13 protein-coding genes are annotated in these 15,700 nt (G+C 71.2%); 6 read left to right on the top strand and 7 right to left on the bottom strand.

What is annotated here, in order from left to right; all coding sequences use genetic code 11:
* Positions 1 to 15: 15 nt before the first annotated feature.
* From AB0I66_RS34020 to AB0I66_RS34010, 3 genes are all read right to left on the bottom strand, one after another.
* Positions 16 to 852 carry an enoyl-CoA hydratase-related protein gene (locus AB0I66_RS34020; protein WP_363211850.1) on the bottom strand — a complete coding sequence of 279 codons (837 nt, stop codon included), beginning with the start codon at positions 850 to 852 and terminating at the stop codon, positions 16 to 18.
* A gap of 97 nt (positions 853 to 949) precedes the next feature.
* Positions 950 to 3,175 carry an acetate--CoA ligase family protein gene (locus AB0I66_RS34015; RefSeq protein WP_363211849.1) on the bottom strand — a complete coding sequence of 742 codons (2,226 nt, stop codon included), beginning with the start codon at positions 3,173 to 3,175 and terminating at the stop codon, positions 950 to 952.
* A 288-nt stretch (positions 3,176 to 3,463) separates the two neighbouring features.
* Positions 3,464 to 4,639 carry an NAD(P)/FAD-dependent oxidoreductase gene (locus tag AB0I66_RS34010; RefSeq protein ID WP_363211848.1) on the bottom strand — a complete coding sequence of 392 codons (1,176 nt, stop codon included), beginning with the start codon at positions 4,637 to 4,639 and terminating at the stop codon, positions 3,464 to 3,466.
* 325 nt (positions 4,640 to 4,964) lie between these two features.
* Here AB0I66_RS34010 and AB0I66_RS34005 point away from each other — a divergent pair, with 325 nt between their 5' ends.
* The 3 genes from AB0I66_RS34005 (at position 4,965) to AB0I66_RS33995 (ending at position 6,962) form a co-directional block, all read left to right on the top strand.
* Complete coding sequence (locus AB0I66_RS34005; RefSeq protein WP_363211847.1) at positions 4,965 to 5,417, top strand: DoxX family membrane protein; 453 nt, start codon at positions 4,965 to 4,967, stop codon at positions 5,415 to 5,417.
* A 77-nt stretch (positions 5,418 to 5,494) separates the two neighbouring features.
* Positions 5,495 to 5,938 (top strand): Zn-ribbon domain-containing OB-fold protein, encoded by a 444-nt coding sequence (locus AB0I66_RS34000; RefSeq protein WP_363211980.1) that lies wholly within the window; start codon positions 5,495 to 5,497, stop codon positions 5,936 to 5,938.
* A gap of 127 nt (positions 5,939 to 6,065) precedes the next feature.
* Complete coding sequence (locus AB0I66_RS33995; RefSeq protein WP_363211846.1) at positions 6,066 to 6,962, top strand: GNAT family N-acetyltransferase; 897 nt, start codon at positions 6,066 to 6,068, stop codon at positions 6,960 to 6,962.
* 517 nt (positions 6,963 to 7,479) lie between these two features.
* Here the strand turns inward: AB0I66_RS33995 and AB0I66_RS33990 are convergent.
* Together AB0I66_RS33990 and AB0I66_RS33985 are read right to left on the bottom strand one after the other, a co-directional pair.
* Positions 7,480 to 8,682, bottom strand: a complete 1,203-nt coding sequence (locus AB0I66_RS33990; protein WP_363211845.1) for an IS110 family transposase — start codon at positions 8,680 to 8,682, stop codon at positions 7,480 to 7,482.
* Positions 8,683 to 10,343: 1,661 nt separating this feature from the next.
* Entirely contained in the window at positions 10,344 to 11,108 is a 765-nt protein-coding gene (locus AB0I66_RS33985) for a pyridoxal 5'-phosphate synthase (RefSeq protein ID WP_363211844.1), read from the bottom strand.
* A gap of 215 nt (positions 11,109 to 11,323) precedes the next feature.
* Here AB0I66_RS33985 and AB0I66_RS33980 point away from each other — a divergent pair, with 215 nt between their 5' ends.
* Positions 11,324 to 11,554 carry a hypothetical protein gene (locus AB0I66_RS33980; protein WP_363211843.1) on the top strand — a complete coding sequence of 77 codons (231 nt, stop codon included), beginning with the start codon at positions 11,324 to 11,326 and terminating at the stop codon, positions 11,552 to 11,554.
* Between the two features lie 47 nt (positions 11,555 to 11,601).
* Here the strand turns inward: AB0I66_RS33980 and AB0I66_RS33975 are convergent, their stop codons facing one another.
* A complete protein-coding gene (locus AB0I66_RS33975) occupies positions 11,602 to 12,768 on the bottom strand; it encodes an acetyl-CoA acetyltransferase (RefSeq protein ID WP_363211842.1) in 1,167 nt (388 codons plus the stop codon).
* Between the two features lie 303 nt (positions 12,769 to 13,071).
* Here AB0I66_RS33975 and AB0I66_RS33970 point away from each other — a divergent pair, with 303 nt between their 5' ends.
* Positions 13,072 to 14,436: an acyl-CoA dehydrogenase family protein gene (locus AB0I66_RS33970; RefSeq protein ID WP_363211841.1), complete on the top strand. Its 1,365-nt coding sequence runs from the start codon at positions 13,072 to 13,074 to the stop codon at positions 14,434 to 14,436.
* On the top strand, positions 14,436 to 14,912 hold the full coding sequence (locus AB0I66_RS33965) for a nitroreductase family deazaflavin-dependent oxidoreductase (RefSeq protein ID WP_363211840.1): 477 nt from the start codon (positions 14,436 to 14,438) through the stop codon (positions 14,910 to 14,912). The genes AB0I66_RS33970 and AB0I66_RS33965 overlap by 1 nt, the downstream gene beginning before the upstream one ends.
* A 113-nt stretch (positions 14,913 to 15,025) precedes the next feature.
* Here the strand turns inward: AB0I66_RS33965 and AB0I66_RS33960 are convergent, their stop codons facing one another.
* Positions 15,026 to 15,673, bottom strand: coding sequence for a TetR family transcriptional regulator (locus AB0I66_RS33960; RefSeq protein WP_363211839.1), 648 nt, complete (start codon positions 15,671 to 15,673; stop codon positions 15,026 to 15,028).
* Positions 15,674 to 15,700 lie beyond the last annotated feature (27 nt).

Here is a 15,700-nt window from a genome sequence, read left to right as displayed (position 1 = left end):
AGGCCGCAGGCGGTGTCAGCGGCCTTCGTACGAAGGTGTGCGGCGTTCCACGAAGCTGGTTACGCCCTCGTTCGCGTCTCTCGTCGTCATGTTGATCTCCTGGGCCGTCGCCTCCGCCGCGAAGGCCGTGGCGCGGTCCGATTCGAGGGATGCGTTGACCAGTTGCTTGGTCATGGCGATGGCGCGGGTCGGTCCGGTCGCGAGGCGCTCCGCCCAGGTGCGGGCCGTCTTCTCCAGCTCGTCCGCCGGTACGACGCGATTGACGAGCCCGAGCCGTTCGGCGTCCGCGGCCGGCACGGAGTCCCCGAAGAACATCAGCTCCTTGGCCCGCTGCGGGCCGATGAGGCGAGGGAGGAGATAGGCGCCGCCGCCGTCGGGCACCAGGCCCCGGCGCACGAACACCTCGATGAACTTGGCCTGTTCGGCGGCGACGACGAGATCGCAGGCGAACGCGAGATGCGCGCCGATTCCGGCGGCGGTCCCGTTGACCGCGGCGATGACCGGCTTCTCGCAGTCCAGGACGGCGGCGATCAGTCGCTGGGCGCCCAGCCTGATCACGCGGGCCACGTCACCCGGCACGCGTTCGGCGCCACTGCCGGGAGCCCCGCGCAGGTCCGCCCCCGCGCAGAATCCCTTGCCGGTGGCGGTGATGACGACGGCTCGCACGCCGGGGTCGGCGGAGGCGTCCGCGAGGAGCGAGATGACGCGTTCGCGCTGGTCCCAGGTGACGGCGTTCATGGCTTCGGGCCGATTGAGCGTGATCCACGAGACGCCGTTGTCAGTGGCGTGGAGTACCAATGAGTCGAGGGGATCGGTTTGATCAGTTCCGGCTTCGGGGGAGGTGCTTGTCATGGGGGAACGGCTCCGTTCGTTCTTGTCGCGCTGCCGGGCGATCGGGTGGGCGGCCGGGAGATGGCCGCGGCGAGGCGGCGGTTCGGGCCCCGCCCGCTCACCGGCAGACGGCCAAGGCGTCCAAGGCGACCGCCCCCTGCCCCCGGGGCAGCACCATCAGGGGGTTGATGTCCAGCTCGGACAACTCGTCGCCCAGCTCAAGAGCCATCCGCTGGACCCGCAGCACCACCTCGACGAGCGCGTCCACATCGACCGGCGGCCCTCCGCGCACCCCGTCGAGCAGAGGCCGCCCGCGCAGTTCGGAGAGCATCGCGAGGGCTTGGTCCTCCCCGAAGGGCGGCACCCGCACGGCCACGTCCCGCAGCACCTCGACGAGCACACCCCCGAGCCCGACGGTCACCGTCGGCCCGAACAGCTCGTCCTGCGTCACGCCCACCACCATCTCGACGCCCCGCTCCACCATCTGGCAGACCAGCACGCCGTCCAGCGCGATGCCCTCGTAGCGGGCGATGTCGGTCAGGTCCCGATAGGCGTCCCGCACCTGGCTCGCCGAGGTCAGCCCGACCTTCACCAGGCCCAGGTCGCTCTTGTGGGCGAGCCGCGCCCCGGACGCCTTCATCACCACCGGGTAGCCGACGAGCCCGGCCGCCCGTACGGCCGCCGCCGCACTGGTCACCAACTGCTCGCGCGGTACGCGAATCCCGTACGCGCGCAGCAACTGCTTCGCCGCGTGCTCGCTCAGCTCCTTGCCGGACCGCATCAGGGCCTGCGCCTTGCGGAAGGACGGCGAGGCCGTGCGCGGGGCCTCGGCGAAGGGGGAGCGGTAGCGGGTCGTGAAGCGGTGGTGGTCGAGATAGGCCCGCACCGCCGTGATGCAGTTGGCGAAGGTGCGGAAGGTGGCGACGCGGGACGAGCCGAGCAGGGTCGTGCGGTAGGCCTCCTCGGTGCCGACGGGCGAGCCCCACACCACGCACACCAGCTTGTCCGTCTGCTCCGCCGCGTCCACCAGGTCCTGCGCCAGCTTGTCGCTCATCGGCGGGAAGGGGCCGGTGATGGGGCAGATCAGCACCCCCACCTCCGGATCGTCCAGGATCGCGTCGATGATCTTCCGGCCGCGCCAGTCGCCCACCGGGTGGCCGCCGTTGTCGACGGGGTTGGCGACGTTCAGGTAGTCGGGTATCCACTGGTGCAGCTCCGCCTGCTTGGCGTCCGAGAGCGGCGGAAGCCGCAGTCCCGCCTCGGTCGCCAGGTCCGAGAAGTGCGCGCCCGTGCCGCCCGAGATCGAATACACGACGACGCCCTCGGCCTTGGGAGGCCTCGCGCGCGCCAACAGGGCGGACGTGTCCTGGAGTTCGTCGAGCCCGTCCACGCGGATCACGCCGTACTGCCGCATCGCCGCGTCGACGACCGTGTCGGCGCCGGTGAGCTTGCCGGTATGTGAGGCGGCCATGCGGGCGCCGGTCTCGGTGCGGCCCACCTTGACCGCGACGACGGGAACGCCGCGCTGGGCGGCGCGGTCGGCGGCGAGCAGGAAGGAGCGGCCGTCCTTGAGCCCCTCGACGTAACAGGCGATGGCCCCGACCTCGGGTCGCTCGGCGAAGTAGGAGATGAAGTCGGAGGTCTCCAGGTCCGCTTCGTTCCCGGTGGGCGCCCAGTGCGAGAGGCGTACGCCGATCTCCTGCATCGTGAAGACCGGGCGCCCCTGGTGGCCGGACTGGGTGATCAGGGCGATGGCGGGTCCTTCGAGGTCGTCGCGGAACTTCTCGAAGGCGTTGAGGTTGGTGTTCGGTCCGAGCAGCCGCAGGCCCGAGCGTTCCACGGCGGCGGCCAGGCGGGCCTGGGCGGCCGCGCCCTCCTCGCCGGTCTCCGCGAAGCCGGACGCGAAGGCGACGGCGAACTTCACCTTGGACTCGGCGAGTTCCTCGATCACCGGAAGGGGGTCACTGACGAGGAGTACGGCCAGATCCACCTGCTCCGGCAGGTCCGCGACGGACGGGAAACAGGGAGTGCCGAAGACGGTCTGACGGGTGGGATGCACGGGGTGCAGCCGGGCGCCGCACCGCTCGGCCCAGTCCATGAGCTGGCGCGTGATGCCGGTGTTCGGCCGCCCTTCGGCGTCCGACGCGCCGATGACGGCGACGGACTCGGGCCGGAAGAACCGGTCCAGATCCGGTATGTCGGCGTGCAGGGGGCGTCCGCTGACGTCCAGGTCGTCCGCCGTGGCGGCCTGTCCGTGGACGGCGGGTGCCGGGGCCTCGCCGCAGGCCACAACACGCGCGCGGCGGGGGTCGGTGGTGAAGGTGCCGTAAGTCGATCCAAGCATCGGTCCGCCCGCTCCTGTGTGACAGCAATGCAGTGCAGTGCAACTGACGCATAGTCAGATTACTGAACTGACGCTGTGTCAGGAACAGGGCTGCACGAAGTGGGGGCGGCCCTTTAGCAGTACCCGGGTGCCCTGGGGGGCTACTCCCCCTTCCGGGGGTGGGCTTCCGGAAGGGGTCAGTACCGGCCACGGGGGGTCTGCGAGGGCCCCAGGGAGAGGATCGGGTGCCGGGCCGTTCTGGCTGGGCGTGCCGTTCCCCGCGCCCCTTTGCCCTTTGGGGCGCCCCGGCTAGCGGGCCGCGCCCAGTGTCCTTGCCACCGCCTTCGCGATCTTCTCCGCGTCCAGGGCCATCTCCCGGAGCATTCCGCTGATGGGGTTCGTGAAGCCGGTGAAGTACAGGTCGGGGGCCGACTTCGACGTACGGGCGCCGCGGACCAGCGGGGCGCCCTTCGCGTCGAGTACGCCGAGGTCGCCGAGGAGCGGTTCGAGGGCGCGGCGGTAACCCGTGGCCGCGATGACCGCCTCGGGGCCGATCCGCGTGCCGTCGGCAAGGACGACCTTGCCGTCCTCGAAGGAGTCGATCGCCGCGACCGGTTCGACCTTGCCCTTCCGTACGGCGTCGATCAGACCCACGTCCTGGACCGGGATCGCGCCCTCCTTCACGCGCGAGTACAGGCCCGTGTCCGGGCGGGACAGCCCCTTCGCGGACAGGTCGGGGACGCTCACCTTCGCGATCGGCCCCGCGAGCCGGTCCACGAGCCGGACGGGCAGCCTGCGGCACAGGATCCCGGTGCGCTGGGCGGGCCAGCCCGCCGTGGAGCGGCGGACGATGTGCGGCGCGGTGCGCACCGCGAGACGGACGCGGGCCGCGCCGCCCGCGACGAGGTCGACGGCGATCTCGGCGCCGGTGTTGCCGACGCCCACGACCAGGACGTCCTTGCCGGCGTATGGGCTGGGCTCGCGGTAGGCGCTCGCGTGCACGAGCTCGCCCGAGTACGTGTCGCGGCCGGGCCAGTCCGGCACGTAGGGCGTGTGGTTGTACCCGGTGGCGATCACCACCGCGCTGCCGGTCAGCTCGCGCCCGCCGGTGGCGTGCAGCAGCCAGCCGTTGCCGTCGGCCGCGCGCTCCAGGCGGGACACCTCGACGCCGGTGACGATCTCAAGCTGGTGGAACTCCGCGTACTTCTCCAGGTAGCGCAGGACGTTGTCACGTGACACCCAGCGTCCGAAGGAGCGGGGTATCGCCAGGCCGGGCAGGGCGGAGAGGCGGCGTGTCGTGTGCAGGTGCAGGCGGTCGTAGTGCCTGCGCCAGGAGGCGCCGACCCGGTCGGACTTCTCGAGCACGACCGCGCGTACGCCGCGGGCACGCAGCGCGGCCGCGACGGAGAGCCCGCCGGGTCCGCCGCCGACGACGTACACAGGGCGGTCTTGTTGTGGCGCTTGTGGGGGAGTGGTGTCGGCCATGAATCTGAGAGTAATCACGCGGTCACTTGATGGGGGACGGTCAAGCCCCAAACCGGTTGCGAATTGATCACGGGTATGCGCGGCGCGCCCTCCGTCCATGGGTAGCGCGGCACGTCGGCGGGCCCGCGTGACGTACGCCCTCTTGCGTACGCCCCTTGCGCAGGCGGCGGGCATGCGCTGAACTGACGTACCGTCAGAAGTGTGTGAGCTGACGCGCCGTCATGGGGCGGGCGCGTATGGCCGCACCATTCGTGGGGGTTGGTTGGGCGCTGACGCCCTGCGCCCCCGGACCCGTACCGGACACCGGACTGGGAGATGCCGCCGCATGGACACGATCTGGCTCACCGGCGCCGAATGGCTGGCCGTGCTGCGCATAGGCCTCGGCCTGTGGTGGCTGGAGAGTTGGCGGCACAAGGACAAGAAGGGCTGGTTCGAGCGGGGCACGGGGATCGCCTGGGCGGCGGACGTGGCCCAGAAGCACAAGTGGAACGCGGTCCGCAGCGGCTTCTCGACGGTGGTCGCGCCCCGCCCCAAGACCATGGCGTACGTCGTCGTGTACGCCGAACTCGCCCTGGGCCTCGGCCTGATCGTCGGTTTCCTGACCCCCGTCGCGCTCGTCGGCGGCCTGCTGCTCAATCTCCTCTACCTCGTCCTCATGATCCACGACTGGGCCGAGCAGGGGCAGAACGCGATGATGGCGCTGATCTCGCTTGTCGCGCTGTTCGCGATGTCGTGGCAGGCGTGGTCGTTGGACAGTGTGTGGGGGCTGTTCTTGTGAGCGGGAGTGGGAGTGGGAGTGGGAGTGGGAGCGACGGGTCTACGGGCTCGGGGCAGGGGTCGTCCCCGCCCCCACCCCTGTCTTCATCTACTGTCGCGGGCCCGCGCTTCGACGTTCCCGAGCCCGATGCCTTCACGCGCCCCTACTGGGACGCGGCGGCCGAGGGGCAGCTCCTGATCCGCCGCTGCGGCGGCTGCGGCAAGGCGCACCACTATCCGCGGGAGTTCTGCCCGCACTGCTGGAGCGAGGACGTCACCTGGGAGCGGGCGAGCGGCGCCGCCACGCTCTACACCTGGTCCGTGGTGCACCGGAACGACCTGCCGCCGTTCGGCTCCCGCGTCCCGTACGTTGCCGCCGTCGTCGATCTCGCCGAGGGCCCGCGCATGATGACGGAGATAGTGGACTGCGGGGAGGGCGAGCTGCGGATCGGGATGGCGCTTGAGGTGGCGTTCCGGGGTGAGAGGCGGGGAGAGAGGGCCGTTGAGGGGGTTACGGTGCCGGTGTTCCGGAGGGGGGTGTGAGGCGAGGGGACGCTGAGCAGCCCGGTATTCCGTACCGCAGGCCGCCCCGCGCTCCGTACCGCACGCACTCCGCCCCGTACTCCATAAATCGCTTCTGCCGACGGTGCGGTGCGGGGGATCATGGCCCATGGCTTCCTTTCCGTACGCCGGCTGGCAGTTGACCTCGGACCTCGACGAGTTCCACTCCCGCGCAGCGGCGTTCTTGCACTCGGCGCCTGCTGTGCACACCGCGCTGCTCAGCGTCAGCGACACGCTGCGGGTGCGCGGTCTGCATGTGTACGGGGAGAGGGCCCCGCTCTTCGGAATCCACAGGGACGCCGGAGCCGGCAAGCCAGGCATGGCCGGCAAGGTGACCGGTGCGTTCCTGTGGACCCCGCCGCACTTCCTCGCCCTGAGCCCGCTCCCAGACGAGGCCGCTGCCGAAGCGCTGGCCGGGGTACTTGCGGACGCGGGCCTCGAACCGGCCGGGGTGGGAGCGGAGAGCGCCACGGCAGCTGCGTTCGCGTCGGCATGGCAGCGGCGGACGAAGGCGACCGCCGCAGTCAACTACCCCCAGCGGCTGTACCGCCTCGGCACGCTGACCCCGCCCGAGCCCGCACCGGCCGGCGGGGCGCGTATCGCGACGGACGCCGACCGGGAGCTGCTCGTGCGCTGGCACGGGGAGTTCCATGAGGCGCTCGGGGAGAAGGGGGCGATGGGGGCCGGCGAGTGGGCCGACGCGCGGATCGCGTACGGAGGCGTCACGCTCTGGGAGACCCCCGACGGCACCCCGGCTGCCATGGCGGGGAACACCCGCCGGGTCGCGGGCCAGGTCCGGGTCGCCCCGGTCTACACCCCGGCTCACCTGCGGGGGCGGGGCTACGCGGGCGCGGTCACCGCCGAGGTGAGCCGCGCGGCGCTGGCGGCGGGCGCGGACGAGGTGCTGCTCTTCACAGACGCCGACAACCCCACGAGCAACGCGCTGTACCAACGCCTCGGCTACCACCCCATCCAAGACTTCACCCAGTACAACTTCACACCCTGACCCCTGACCCCTGACACCCCCTCGACGTCAGCCTTCCGCAGCGCCCGCCCGGCAACGCCCGAGGCACCCGAGAAGCCCCCCCACACCAGCCACCCGCACGAAACTCCCCCCGGTGGCCTGCCGGGGCCAACGCGCAGGTGCCGCCTTACGCGGCTGGCCGCCCGGCGGGGGGGCCAATGTGCACGTGGCACCCTCACGACAGCCACCTGCACCCAAGTGCCTCCCTGCGGATTGCCGCGGGCCGACGCACAGTTGCCGCCCGGCGGGGACCGACGTGTGCGCGGCACCCTTCACGACAGCCGCCCGCACGAAACTCCCACCTTGCCGCGCCCCCTGCCGGGATCTACGTGCAGCTGCCACCCTCCGCAGCTGCCGTCTACCGGAGGCCGACGACAGCGTGCCGCCTTTCGCGGCTGCCGTCCGGCGGGGGCCTGATGTGCACGGGCCCTCATCACGGCTGTCGCCCGCACTGAACTCCACCCTGCCGCTTGCTGGGGGGGTGCCCCTATGACTTTGGTCAAGGGGTTGGGGCGGGTTGAGGGTCGTAGAAGCTGCCATCGCGGAGCATCGCGAAAAGCATGTCGGCTCGTCGTCTTGCGAGGCAGAGGAGGGCTTGGGTGTGGTGCTTGCCCTGCTTGATCTTCTTGTCGTAGTAGGTGCGGGAGGCCGGGTCGGCCAGGGCGGCGAACGCGGAGAGGAAGAAGGCCCTCTTGAGCTGCTTGTTTCCTCTGCGGGAGGGCTGTTCGCCGCGGATCGAGGAGCCCGAGCTCCGGGTCGCCGGAGCCAGGCCGGCGTAGGCGGCGAGGTGGGCGGCGCTGGGAAAACGGGTGCCGTCGCCGACGTCGATGAGGATGCGGGCGCCGGTCCTGATGCCGATGCCGGGCATGGACATCAGGACCTTGGAAAGAGGGTGGGCCTCCAGCAGTTCCTCGATCCGGTGGGCCAGGAGTTTGCGCTGGTCAAGCACAGCTTGAAGGGAGTTGGCGAGGCTGGGGACGATCAGTGCGGCCGCGTCCGTGCCCGGGACGACGACGGTCTGTTCGTCCAGCGCGGTGAAGACGTCGTTGATCAGCCGTTCGGCCATCCTGGGAGCCTTCGGCCGGATCAGGGTGATCAGACGTCGGCGTCCGGCTTTGCGGATCTGGGCCGGGGAGCCGAACTGATCGAGGAGCCTGAGGACGGCCGGGTGCTGCATGCGAGGTCCCAGGACGCGTTCGAGATGCGGGTGGATCTGTGTGAACAGGCCGCGGAGGCGGTTGGTCAGACGGGTCGCCTCGGCGGCGAGATCGTCGTCGAACCCGACGATCATCTGCAGTTCGGCGATGGTTTCGTCGTCGAGGACGACGGAGCGCAGGGTGTGCGGCATCGAGCGGGCCGCGTCCGCGATGATGAACGCGTCCTTCGCGTCGGTCTTGGCCTCGCCGGGATAGAGATCGGCGATCCGCCGCATGGCCAGGCCGGGCAGATAGGCGATCTCGCAGCCCATCTCGCGGGCCACGGCCAACGGCAGGGCGCCGATGGAGGCGACCTGGTCGACGACCACGAGCACGGTGCCGTGCTTGGTCTTCAACTTGTCGAAGACCTCGCGGAGCTTGGGCTCGCTGTTGGGCAGGCGCCGGTCGAAGGTCTTCTTCCCGGCCGGGGTGAGGGCGGCGGCGTGGTGTTCGCCTTTGCCGACGTCCAGGCCGAGGTAGATGTCGATGTCGCTGTTCTCGATCATGTGCACGCTCCGGTTGTACTCACCCGGCCGTGCCACGGCACTGATCGCCACATCCACATTACGAAGAGCCTCCCGACCTGCACAAAGGCCGGTGGTCATGCCCCTAATCAGCGGTCTGTCAGTGCCTCCGGAGCCGGTGACACCACCCCCCAGGCCATGCACTCGACAAGGGGAGGTAGTCATACCAACTCCGAAGGCCGGTAACCCCGTTGCGGGGCTACGAAAACGGTAATGGGGGGGGCGACGCGCAGGTGCCGCTTTCCCGCGGTTGCCGTCCGGCAGGGGCCCGGCGTGCGCGTGGTGGCCGTCGCGGCTGCTGCCTGCACCGAACTCCCTCCCTGCGGCTGCCGTGTGCGGGGCCGACGTGCAGGTCCCGCCATACGCGGTTGCCGCCCGGCGGGGCCGACGTGCGCGTGGCACCCTCACGACAGCCACCCGCACCAAACTCCCACCCGGCGGCTGCCGCATGCCGGGGCCGACGGGCGCGTGCCGTCCCGCGTGATCTCCGTCCGGCAGGGGGCGTCGTACGCGTGGTGCACCTCGCGCTAGCCGCCCCGCATCGAGCTCCCTCCCTGCCGCGTGCCGGGGACCGACGTGCACGAGTCGCTTTTCGCGGTTGTCGTCCGGCGGGGGCCGTCGTGCGCGTGGTGCGCCTCGCGCCAGCCGCCTGCGCCGAGCTCCCACCTTGCTGCCTGCCGCCTGCCGCCTGCCGCCTGCCGCCTGCCGCCTGCCGGGGTCGACGGGCGCGTGCCGTCCTGCGCGGTTGCCGCCCGGCGGGGGTAGCGTGCGCGTGGTGCCCCTCGCGGCTGCCGAGCGCACCGAACTCCCACCCTCCCGCGCCACCTGCCGGGATCTACGTGGAGATGCCGCCTTTCGCGGCTGCCGCCCGGCGAGGGGCTGACGCCCGCGCGACGCCCCACGCAACAGCGGTCGCCCCGCGCTCACACCTGCCCGGCGCCCCTCACGACAGGCGCCCGCACCGAGCCCGCACCCTGCGGCTGGCATCCGCCGAGGGCTGATTCCCTCGCGGCGCCCTCCTCTCGGCCCCCGCCCGGCGCCCTTCGCGCCCGTCGCCTGCACCGAACTCCCGCCCCGCGGCTGCAATCCGCCGGGGCCTGACGCCCCGGAGCACCCCCTCACAGCAGCCGTCCGCTACCGGCTCGCGCTCACACCCAGCGCCCTTCGCGACAGCCGTCCACACGAGCCCACACTCCGCGGCTTCCATGTACCGCCGGCTGACGCTCCCGGTGCCCTCGCGACAGCGGTCGCCCCCCTCCGCTCACACCGCCCGGCGCCTCTCGCGGCTCGCGTTCACCCGGCGCCCTTCGCGACAGTCGCCCGCACCGAACTTTCCACCCTGCGGCTGCAATCCGCCGGGGGCTGACGCCCCGCAGTACCCCTCACAGCAGCCGTCCGTCCCCGGCCCGCGTTCACCCGGCGCCCCTCACGACGGGCGCCCCGCGCCGAGCTCCCACCCCGCGGCTGCCGCCTACCGGGGTTGCCCCCGCGGCGCCCTTCACACCAGCCACCCGCACTGAACTCCCACCCAGCCGCGCCCCCGCCGGGATTTACCTGCAAGCGCCGTTCTTCGCAGCTGCCTTTCCCCTGGGGCCGACGCCTCAGCCGCCCCCCCCCTCACACCAGCCCCCCGCCCAGCGTCCTCACGGCCAGAGCAGTTCCCTGGTCCAACCCGCCGCATCCCCGGTCTCGCCCGACAACCCCGTCCCCTTCCGATACCGCAGCCGCACGTGTCGGCGTCGTGCGTCTCCCTGGAAGAATTCGATCTCTGTTGGGGCGAGTACGTACAGCGTCCAGCTTGGTGCCGGGGCGTTTGGTTCCGATTGGGCTCGCTCCCAGGCGGACTGGCTTGCGGTCAGCAAGTCGTCGTATGTGGGGAGAACTTCGCTCTGTCTGCCGACCAGGGCCGAGGCCAGGGCGCCCGTCGAACGGTGTGCGAGGTCGGCGCGGCTTGCCTCGGGGCCCGCTGCCGTGACGTGGCCGCGTACCCGGACCTGGCGGCCCTGCGCGGGCCAGTAGAAGCCGAGCGCCGCCTCCGGGTGCGTCGCGAGCTGGCGGCCCTTCGCGCTGCCCGCGTGCGAGCCGAAGTGCCAGCCGGCCTCGTCCGCGTCGTGCAGCATCAGCGTCCGTACGTCCGGGCGGCCCGACTCGTCGACCGTCGCCAGGCTCATGGTGTGCGGCTCCACCTGCCCCGCGCCCGCCACCTCCGTGAACCACTGCCAGAACAGGGGCAGCGGTCGGTCGGGGGCAGCCTCCAGGTCGAACGGGGGCAGCTCGGTGTCCCAGACGCGGAGCGTACGCAGCAGGGCCCGGCCGCCGCGGGCGGTCGCGTCGTCGGTCTGGCCCTCAGCCTGGGGGCCGGTCTCGGGGCTGGCTTGGGGGCCCGCCTGGCTGTCGGTTTCGTCCATTCGGTGAATCTAGCGGGAGCGTGCGGTCGCGGTCGGGTGGGTCTTCGATGCTTCGGGTGTTGACGCGCGCCATGGCGTGTGCAACTTCCCTTTATCCATGGACACTTGGACTTTCTTGCGGCATTCCCCCGAAGGCGTTGCGCGCCCGTCGCTGCAGCAACAGGATCCCCTTGCGTCACTTCCACCGCCTTGACCGCACGGGAAGGAAGAACATCATGCGCAAGCTCGCCGCACTTCTGACCACAGGCGCCGCAGCCGCCGCTCTGGTCGGCCTGGGGGCCACCGGTGCGCAGGCTCAGGCCGAGGCCTGGACCTACATCGCCACGTACTCGAGCCAGAGCAAGTGCATCGACGCCGGGCAGCAGTACGTCCGTGAGGGCTTCAACAACTACAGGTGCGACCCGAAGCCCGGCGGCACCGGCTACTACAAGCTGTACGTCTCCTAGGGGGAGGTCGGGGGAGGTCGGGGGGTGGCGGTCGCGCCGCCCCCGTCCTACCGGGCGAGCACCACCGTTCCCGACGAGCAGAACCAGCCGCCCGTTCCCGATGCCACCGCCACCTCCGGCAGGCTTCCTCCCGGTTTGCGGACCTGGCGGGGCTCGCCTGCCTCGCCGCGTAGTTGGCGTACCGCCTCCACCAGCAGGAACAGGCCCCGCATCCCCGGATGCTGGGCCGAGAGGCCGCCGCCGTCCGTGTTTGTCGGCAGTTCGCCGTCCCGCAGCAGGCGCCCCTTCTCCACGAACGCGCCGCCCTCGCCCTTCGCGCAGAAGCCCAGGTCCTCCAGCGTCACCAGGGTCATGTAGGTGAAGGCGTCGTAGATCTGGGCGATGTCTACGTCCTCGGGGCGTACCCCGGCCCGTTCGAATGCCTGGCGGCCGCTCACCGCCGCCGGGGAGACCGTGAAGTCCTCCCACTCCGACATCGTCGTGTGCGAGACGTGCTCGCCGGTGCCGAGCACCCAGACCGGGGTGGAGGCGCAGTCGGCCACGTACTCCTCCGCCGCCAGGAGCACCGCGCAGCCGCCGTCGGAACGTATGCAGCAGTGCAGTTTCGTGAACGGGTCCGCGATCATCGGGCCGCCCAGGACCTCGTCGACCGTGATCGGGTCGCGGTACATCGCGTCGGGGTTCGTCGCCGCGTTCGCGCGCGCCTGGACGGCCACCGAGGCGAGCTGTTCGAGCGTCGTGCCGTACTCGTGCATGTGGCGGCGCGCCGCCATCGCGTACTTGGAGATCAAGGAGTGCCCGTACGGGACCTCGAACTGGAGCGGGCCGCGCGCGCCGAACGAGAGGTTCGACGTGCGGCGCCTCGCCTTGATGTCCGCCCTCGCCGTCGAGCCGTAGACGAGGAGCACGGCGTTCGCGCGGCCCGCCGCGATCGCGTCCGCCGCGTGGCCCGCCATGACCTCCCAGGTGGCACCGCCGACGGAGGTGGAGTCCACCCAGCGCGGCTTCAGGCCCAGATATTCCGCGACCTCGACCGGGGCAAGCGTGCCCAGGCCCGCCGACGCGATCCCGTCGATGACCTCACGGCCCAGGCCCGAGTCGGCCAGGGCGCGGCGAGCCGCCTGGGCGTGCAGGGCGTAGGGGGTGGCCTCGTCGACCCGGCCGCAGTCGGAGAGGGAGATGCCGACCACGGCCACCTTGCGCGGGTGGTGCATATTGCGTGGGTTGCGTGGGTTGCGTGGGCTGGGTGCGTTGCGTGGGGTGGGTGCGTTGCGTGGGGTGGGTGTCGCGCCCTCGCCGGGCTGCTGCGGCGACGCATCTGGGCCTAGTGGGTGCGGAGTTGGCATGAATCTGACGGTACATCAGATGCGTGTGGCCGCGGGAGGGTGTTACGTCCGTCGCGGCCCTGTGCATCTGGCGGGTGCCGCCTTAGCATGACGGCCCGTCAGATCCGGGTCGGCCCGCCCTCGTGCACGGCGCCGAGGGCCGCGGCCGGGACCCGGGGGAGGAGCCCGCCGATGGACGCCGCCTTCACCGCGGAGCAGCAAGAAATCCGCCGCACCCTTCGTGAGCTCGTCACCAAACGCTGCGGCCCCGACGAGGTGAAGGCCGCGGTCCGCACCCCCGCCGGGTACGACGCCGCCCTCTGGTCCGCCCTCGCCGAACAGCTCGGCCTGCCCGGCATCGCCGTCCCCGAGGCGTACGGGGGCGTGGGGTGCGGCCCGGCGGAGCTCGCCCTCGGCAGCGAGGAGCTGGGCCGCGCCCTGACCCCCTCGCCCCTCTTCGCCACCGCCGCCCTCGTCGCCCCGCTCATCCAGCGCCTCGGCACCGAAGAGCAGCGGGCGGAGCTCCTGCCCCGCATCGCGAACGGCGGCCTCACCGCCGCGCTCGCCGTGCCCGGCGCGGGTCTGGCCACCGCCCTCGGCCTGGTCGGCGACAACCTCGGCGACTGGTCGGGCGGCGGCCGCGCGGGCGGAGTGCAGGCCAAGCTCGCGGACGACGGGGTCTGGCGTCTTTATGGGCAGGCCGAGCAGGTCCTGGACGGACACAGCGCGGGCTTGCTCGTCGTGGCCGCGCATACGGGGGGCTTCGCCCGTTCTCGTACGCTCCTCTATCTGGTGTGTGAGGGAGCCGCCGGGCTCGTACGCACACGGCAGACCTCCCTCGACGAGACCCGGCCTCAGGCGCGAGTCGAACTGCGGTATGTGGTAGCTGAGTTGCTCGGCGCCGTAGACGACATCGAGTCCGACGACCGTGCCGATGTGTCGGGTGTGCTTGCCGCCGTCGGTGATGTCGCCGCGACCGTGCTCGCCGCCGAGGCCGTGGGCGCGGCGGACCGCGTCCTGGAGCGGACCGTCGAATACGTCAAGCAGCGTGAGCAGTTCGGGCGGGCGATCGGCTCCTTCCAGGCGGTCAAGCACCGCCTCGCGGACGTGTACGTGCAGGTGCAGGCCGCCCGGTCGGCGGCGTACTACGCGGCGTGGGCCACGGGGACGGACTCCGAGCAGGTTGGGGGACTTGCCCTCGCGCAGTCGCTCGACGCGCTGCGGACCGCCGCGTCGGAAGCCGTGCAGTTGCACGGCGGCATCGGGTTCACCTGGGAGCACGAGGCGCACCTGTACTTCAAGCGGGCGTCGAGCGACGAGCTGCTCTTGGGGCCCGTGCACCGGCTGCGGGCGCGCGCGGCGGAGCGGGCCGAGCTGTTCACCACGGCAGCCGCGCCGCAGCCCGTTCCGCCGCAGTCCGCCCCGCCGCCGGCCCCTTCGCAGCCCACAGCGCCCGTGCCACCCCCTTCACCTTCCCCTTCACCTTCCCCTTCCCCTTCCCCTTCCCCTTCCCCTTCCCCTTCCCCGTCCCCCTCGCAGCCGACGGCGGCCGTCTGATGGCCCCCGGCGTCCGCCTCATGCAGAAGGTCTCCTCCACCCGCGCCTTCGCGAAGGTCGCCCCGCATTTCATCCCCGCGATGGACCGCACAGTGCACCGCCTCACGCGCGGCAAGGTGCTGCTCAGTGCGAAGATGCTGCCCGGAGTGATCCTGACGGTGCGCGGGGCCAAGAGCGGCCTGCCGCGACGCACTCCGCTGGCCTGCATGCCCGAGGAGACGGGGAGTTGGATTCTCGTCGGCTCCAACTTCGGGCGCCCGGGCCATCCCGCCTGGACCGGCAACCTCATCGCCCATCCGGATGCCGACGTCAACTGGCAGGGCGCGGACATTCCGGTCAGCGCGCGGCTGTTGACGGGCGACGAGCGGGCCGCGGCCTGGGAGGCGGCGCTGAAGTTCTGGCCGCCGTACGCGACGTACCAGTCCCGGGTGGAGCGGGAGATCCGCCTGTTCCGCCTGGAGCGTCGGCAGGCATAGAAGCGCGTACGTACCCGGATAACACAGCGGCGGATCACTGGAAAATCGTGATCCGCCGCTGGGGTGACAGGACTTGGAAAGCTTCAGAAGAGACGTGAGACGTATGGGATGCCCTACTTCGTCGGCTTCTTGCCTGTTACGCCCAGATGCACCAACAGTGCGAGATTCGGCTTCAGTTCGGCCTGTTTGACGCCCCAGGTCTGGAAACCCCGCTGATGCGAGGCGACCGCGGCGAGCATGGCGACCAGGGAGCCCGCCATCGCCGCCGGGTTGACGTCCTTGTCGACCTTGCCCTTGGCCTGGAGTTCCTTGACCGTGTCCGTAAGGGAGTTGTTGACCGAGTTCAGGATCTTCATGCGGATCTTGTAGAAGCGCTTGTCGCCCTCCGCTGCGCCCAGATCGACGACCCGGAGGATCGCGTCGTTCTTGCGCCAGAAGTCGAGAAAGCCCTCGACCAGCTCCTGCGAGGTCTGCCACCCCGCCTTGCCGACCCAGGAGCGGCCGTCGAGGAGCTGGGTCAACTCGGCGCCCTCGGTGGCCATTTGTTCGGCGATCTCCAGGACGGCGCCCTCGACGTCCGGGAAGTACTGGTAGAAGGTCGCGGGTGAAGTCCCCGCCTTCCGGGCGACGTCGATGACTTTGACGTCCCGGTAGGGCGAGGAGCTGAGCATCTCGCTGAGGCAGTCGAGCAGCTTCTGACGCGTCGCCTGACCGCGCCGACCGGCCACACGGCCGTCGACGGTACGTACCTGTCCTGTCATGCCGTCAGCTTACCGAGGGGTGATCGG

Origin of the sequence: Streptomyces sp. NPDC050439, assembly GCF_040655335.1 — a bacterium.
Lineage (GTDB): Bacteria > Actinomycetota > Actinomycetes > Streptomycetales > Streptomycetaceae > Streptomyces.
Note: the sequence above shows the minus strand (reverse complement) of the source record. Positions and strands in the feature narration are given on the sequence as shown.

What these genes read in the sequence shown, in the direction of transcription:
- AB0I66_RS34020 (WP_363211850.1), bottom strand. Translation starts at nt 852, where the DNA reads ATGACAAGCACCTCCCCCGAAGCCGGAACTGATCAAACCGATCCCCTC.
- AB0I66_RS34015 (WP_363211849.1), bottom strand. Translation starts at nt 3,175, where the DNA reads ATGCTTGGATCGACTTACGGCACCTTCACCACCGACCCCCGCCGCGCG.
- AB0I66_RS34010 (WP_363211848.1), bottom strand. Translation starts at nt 4,639, where the DNA reads ATGGCCGACACCACTCCCCCACAAGCGCCACAACAAGACCGCCCTGTG.
- AB0I66_RS34005 (WP_363211847.1), top strand. Translation starts at nt 4,965, where the DNA reads ATGGACACGATCTGGCTCACCGGCGCCGAATGGCTGGCCGTGCTGCGC.
- AB0I66_RS33995 (WP_363211846.1), top strand. Translation starts at nt 6,066, where the DNA reads ATGGCTTCCTTTCCGTACGCCGGCTGGCAGTTGACCTCGGACCTCGAC.
- AB0I66_RS33990 (WP_363211845.1), bottom strand. Translation starts at nt 8,682, where the DNA reads ATGATCGAGAACAGCGACATCGACATCTACCTCGGCCTGGACGTCGGC.
- AB0I66_RS33985 (WP_363211844.1), bottom strand. Translation starts at nt 11,108, where the DNA reads ATGGACGAAACCGACAGCCAGGCGGGCCCCCAAGCCAGCCCCGAGACC.
- AB0I66_RS33980 (WP_363211843.1), top strand. Translation starts at nt 11,324, where the DNA reads ATGCGCAAGCTCGCCGCACTTCTGACCACAGGCGCCGCAGCCGCCGCT.
- AB0I66_RS33975 (WP_363211842.1), bottom strand. Translation starts at nt 12,768, where the DNA reads ATGCACCACCCGCGCAAGGTGGCCGTGGTCGGCATCTCCCTCTCCGAC.
- AB0I66_RS33970 (WP_363211841.1), top strand. Translation starts at nt 13,072, where the DNA reads ATGGACGCCGCCTTCACCGCGGAGCAGCAAGAAATCCGCCGCACCCTT.
- AB0I66_RS33965 (WP_363211840.1), top strand. Translation starts at nt 14,436, where the DNA reads ATGGCCCCCGGCGTCCGCCTCATGCAGAAGGTCTCCTCCACCCGCGCC.
- AB0I66_RS33960 (WP_363211839.1), bottom strand. Translation starts at nt 15,673, where the DNA reads ATGACAGGACAGGTACGTACCGTCGACGGCCGTGTGGCCGGTCGGCGC.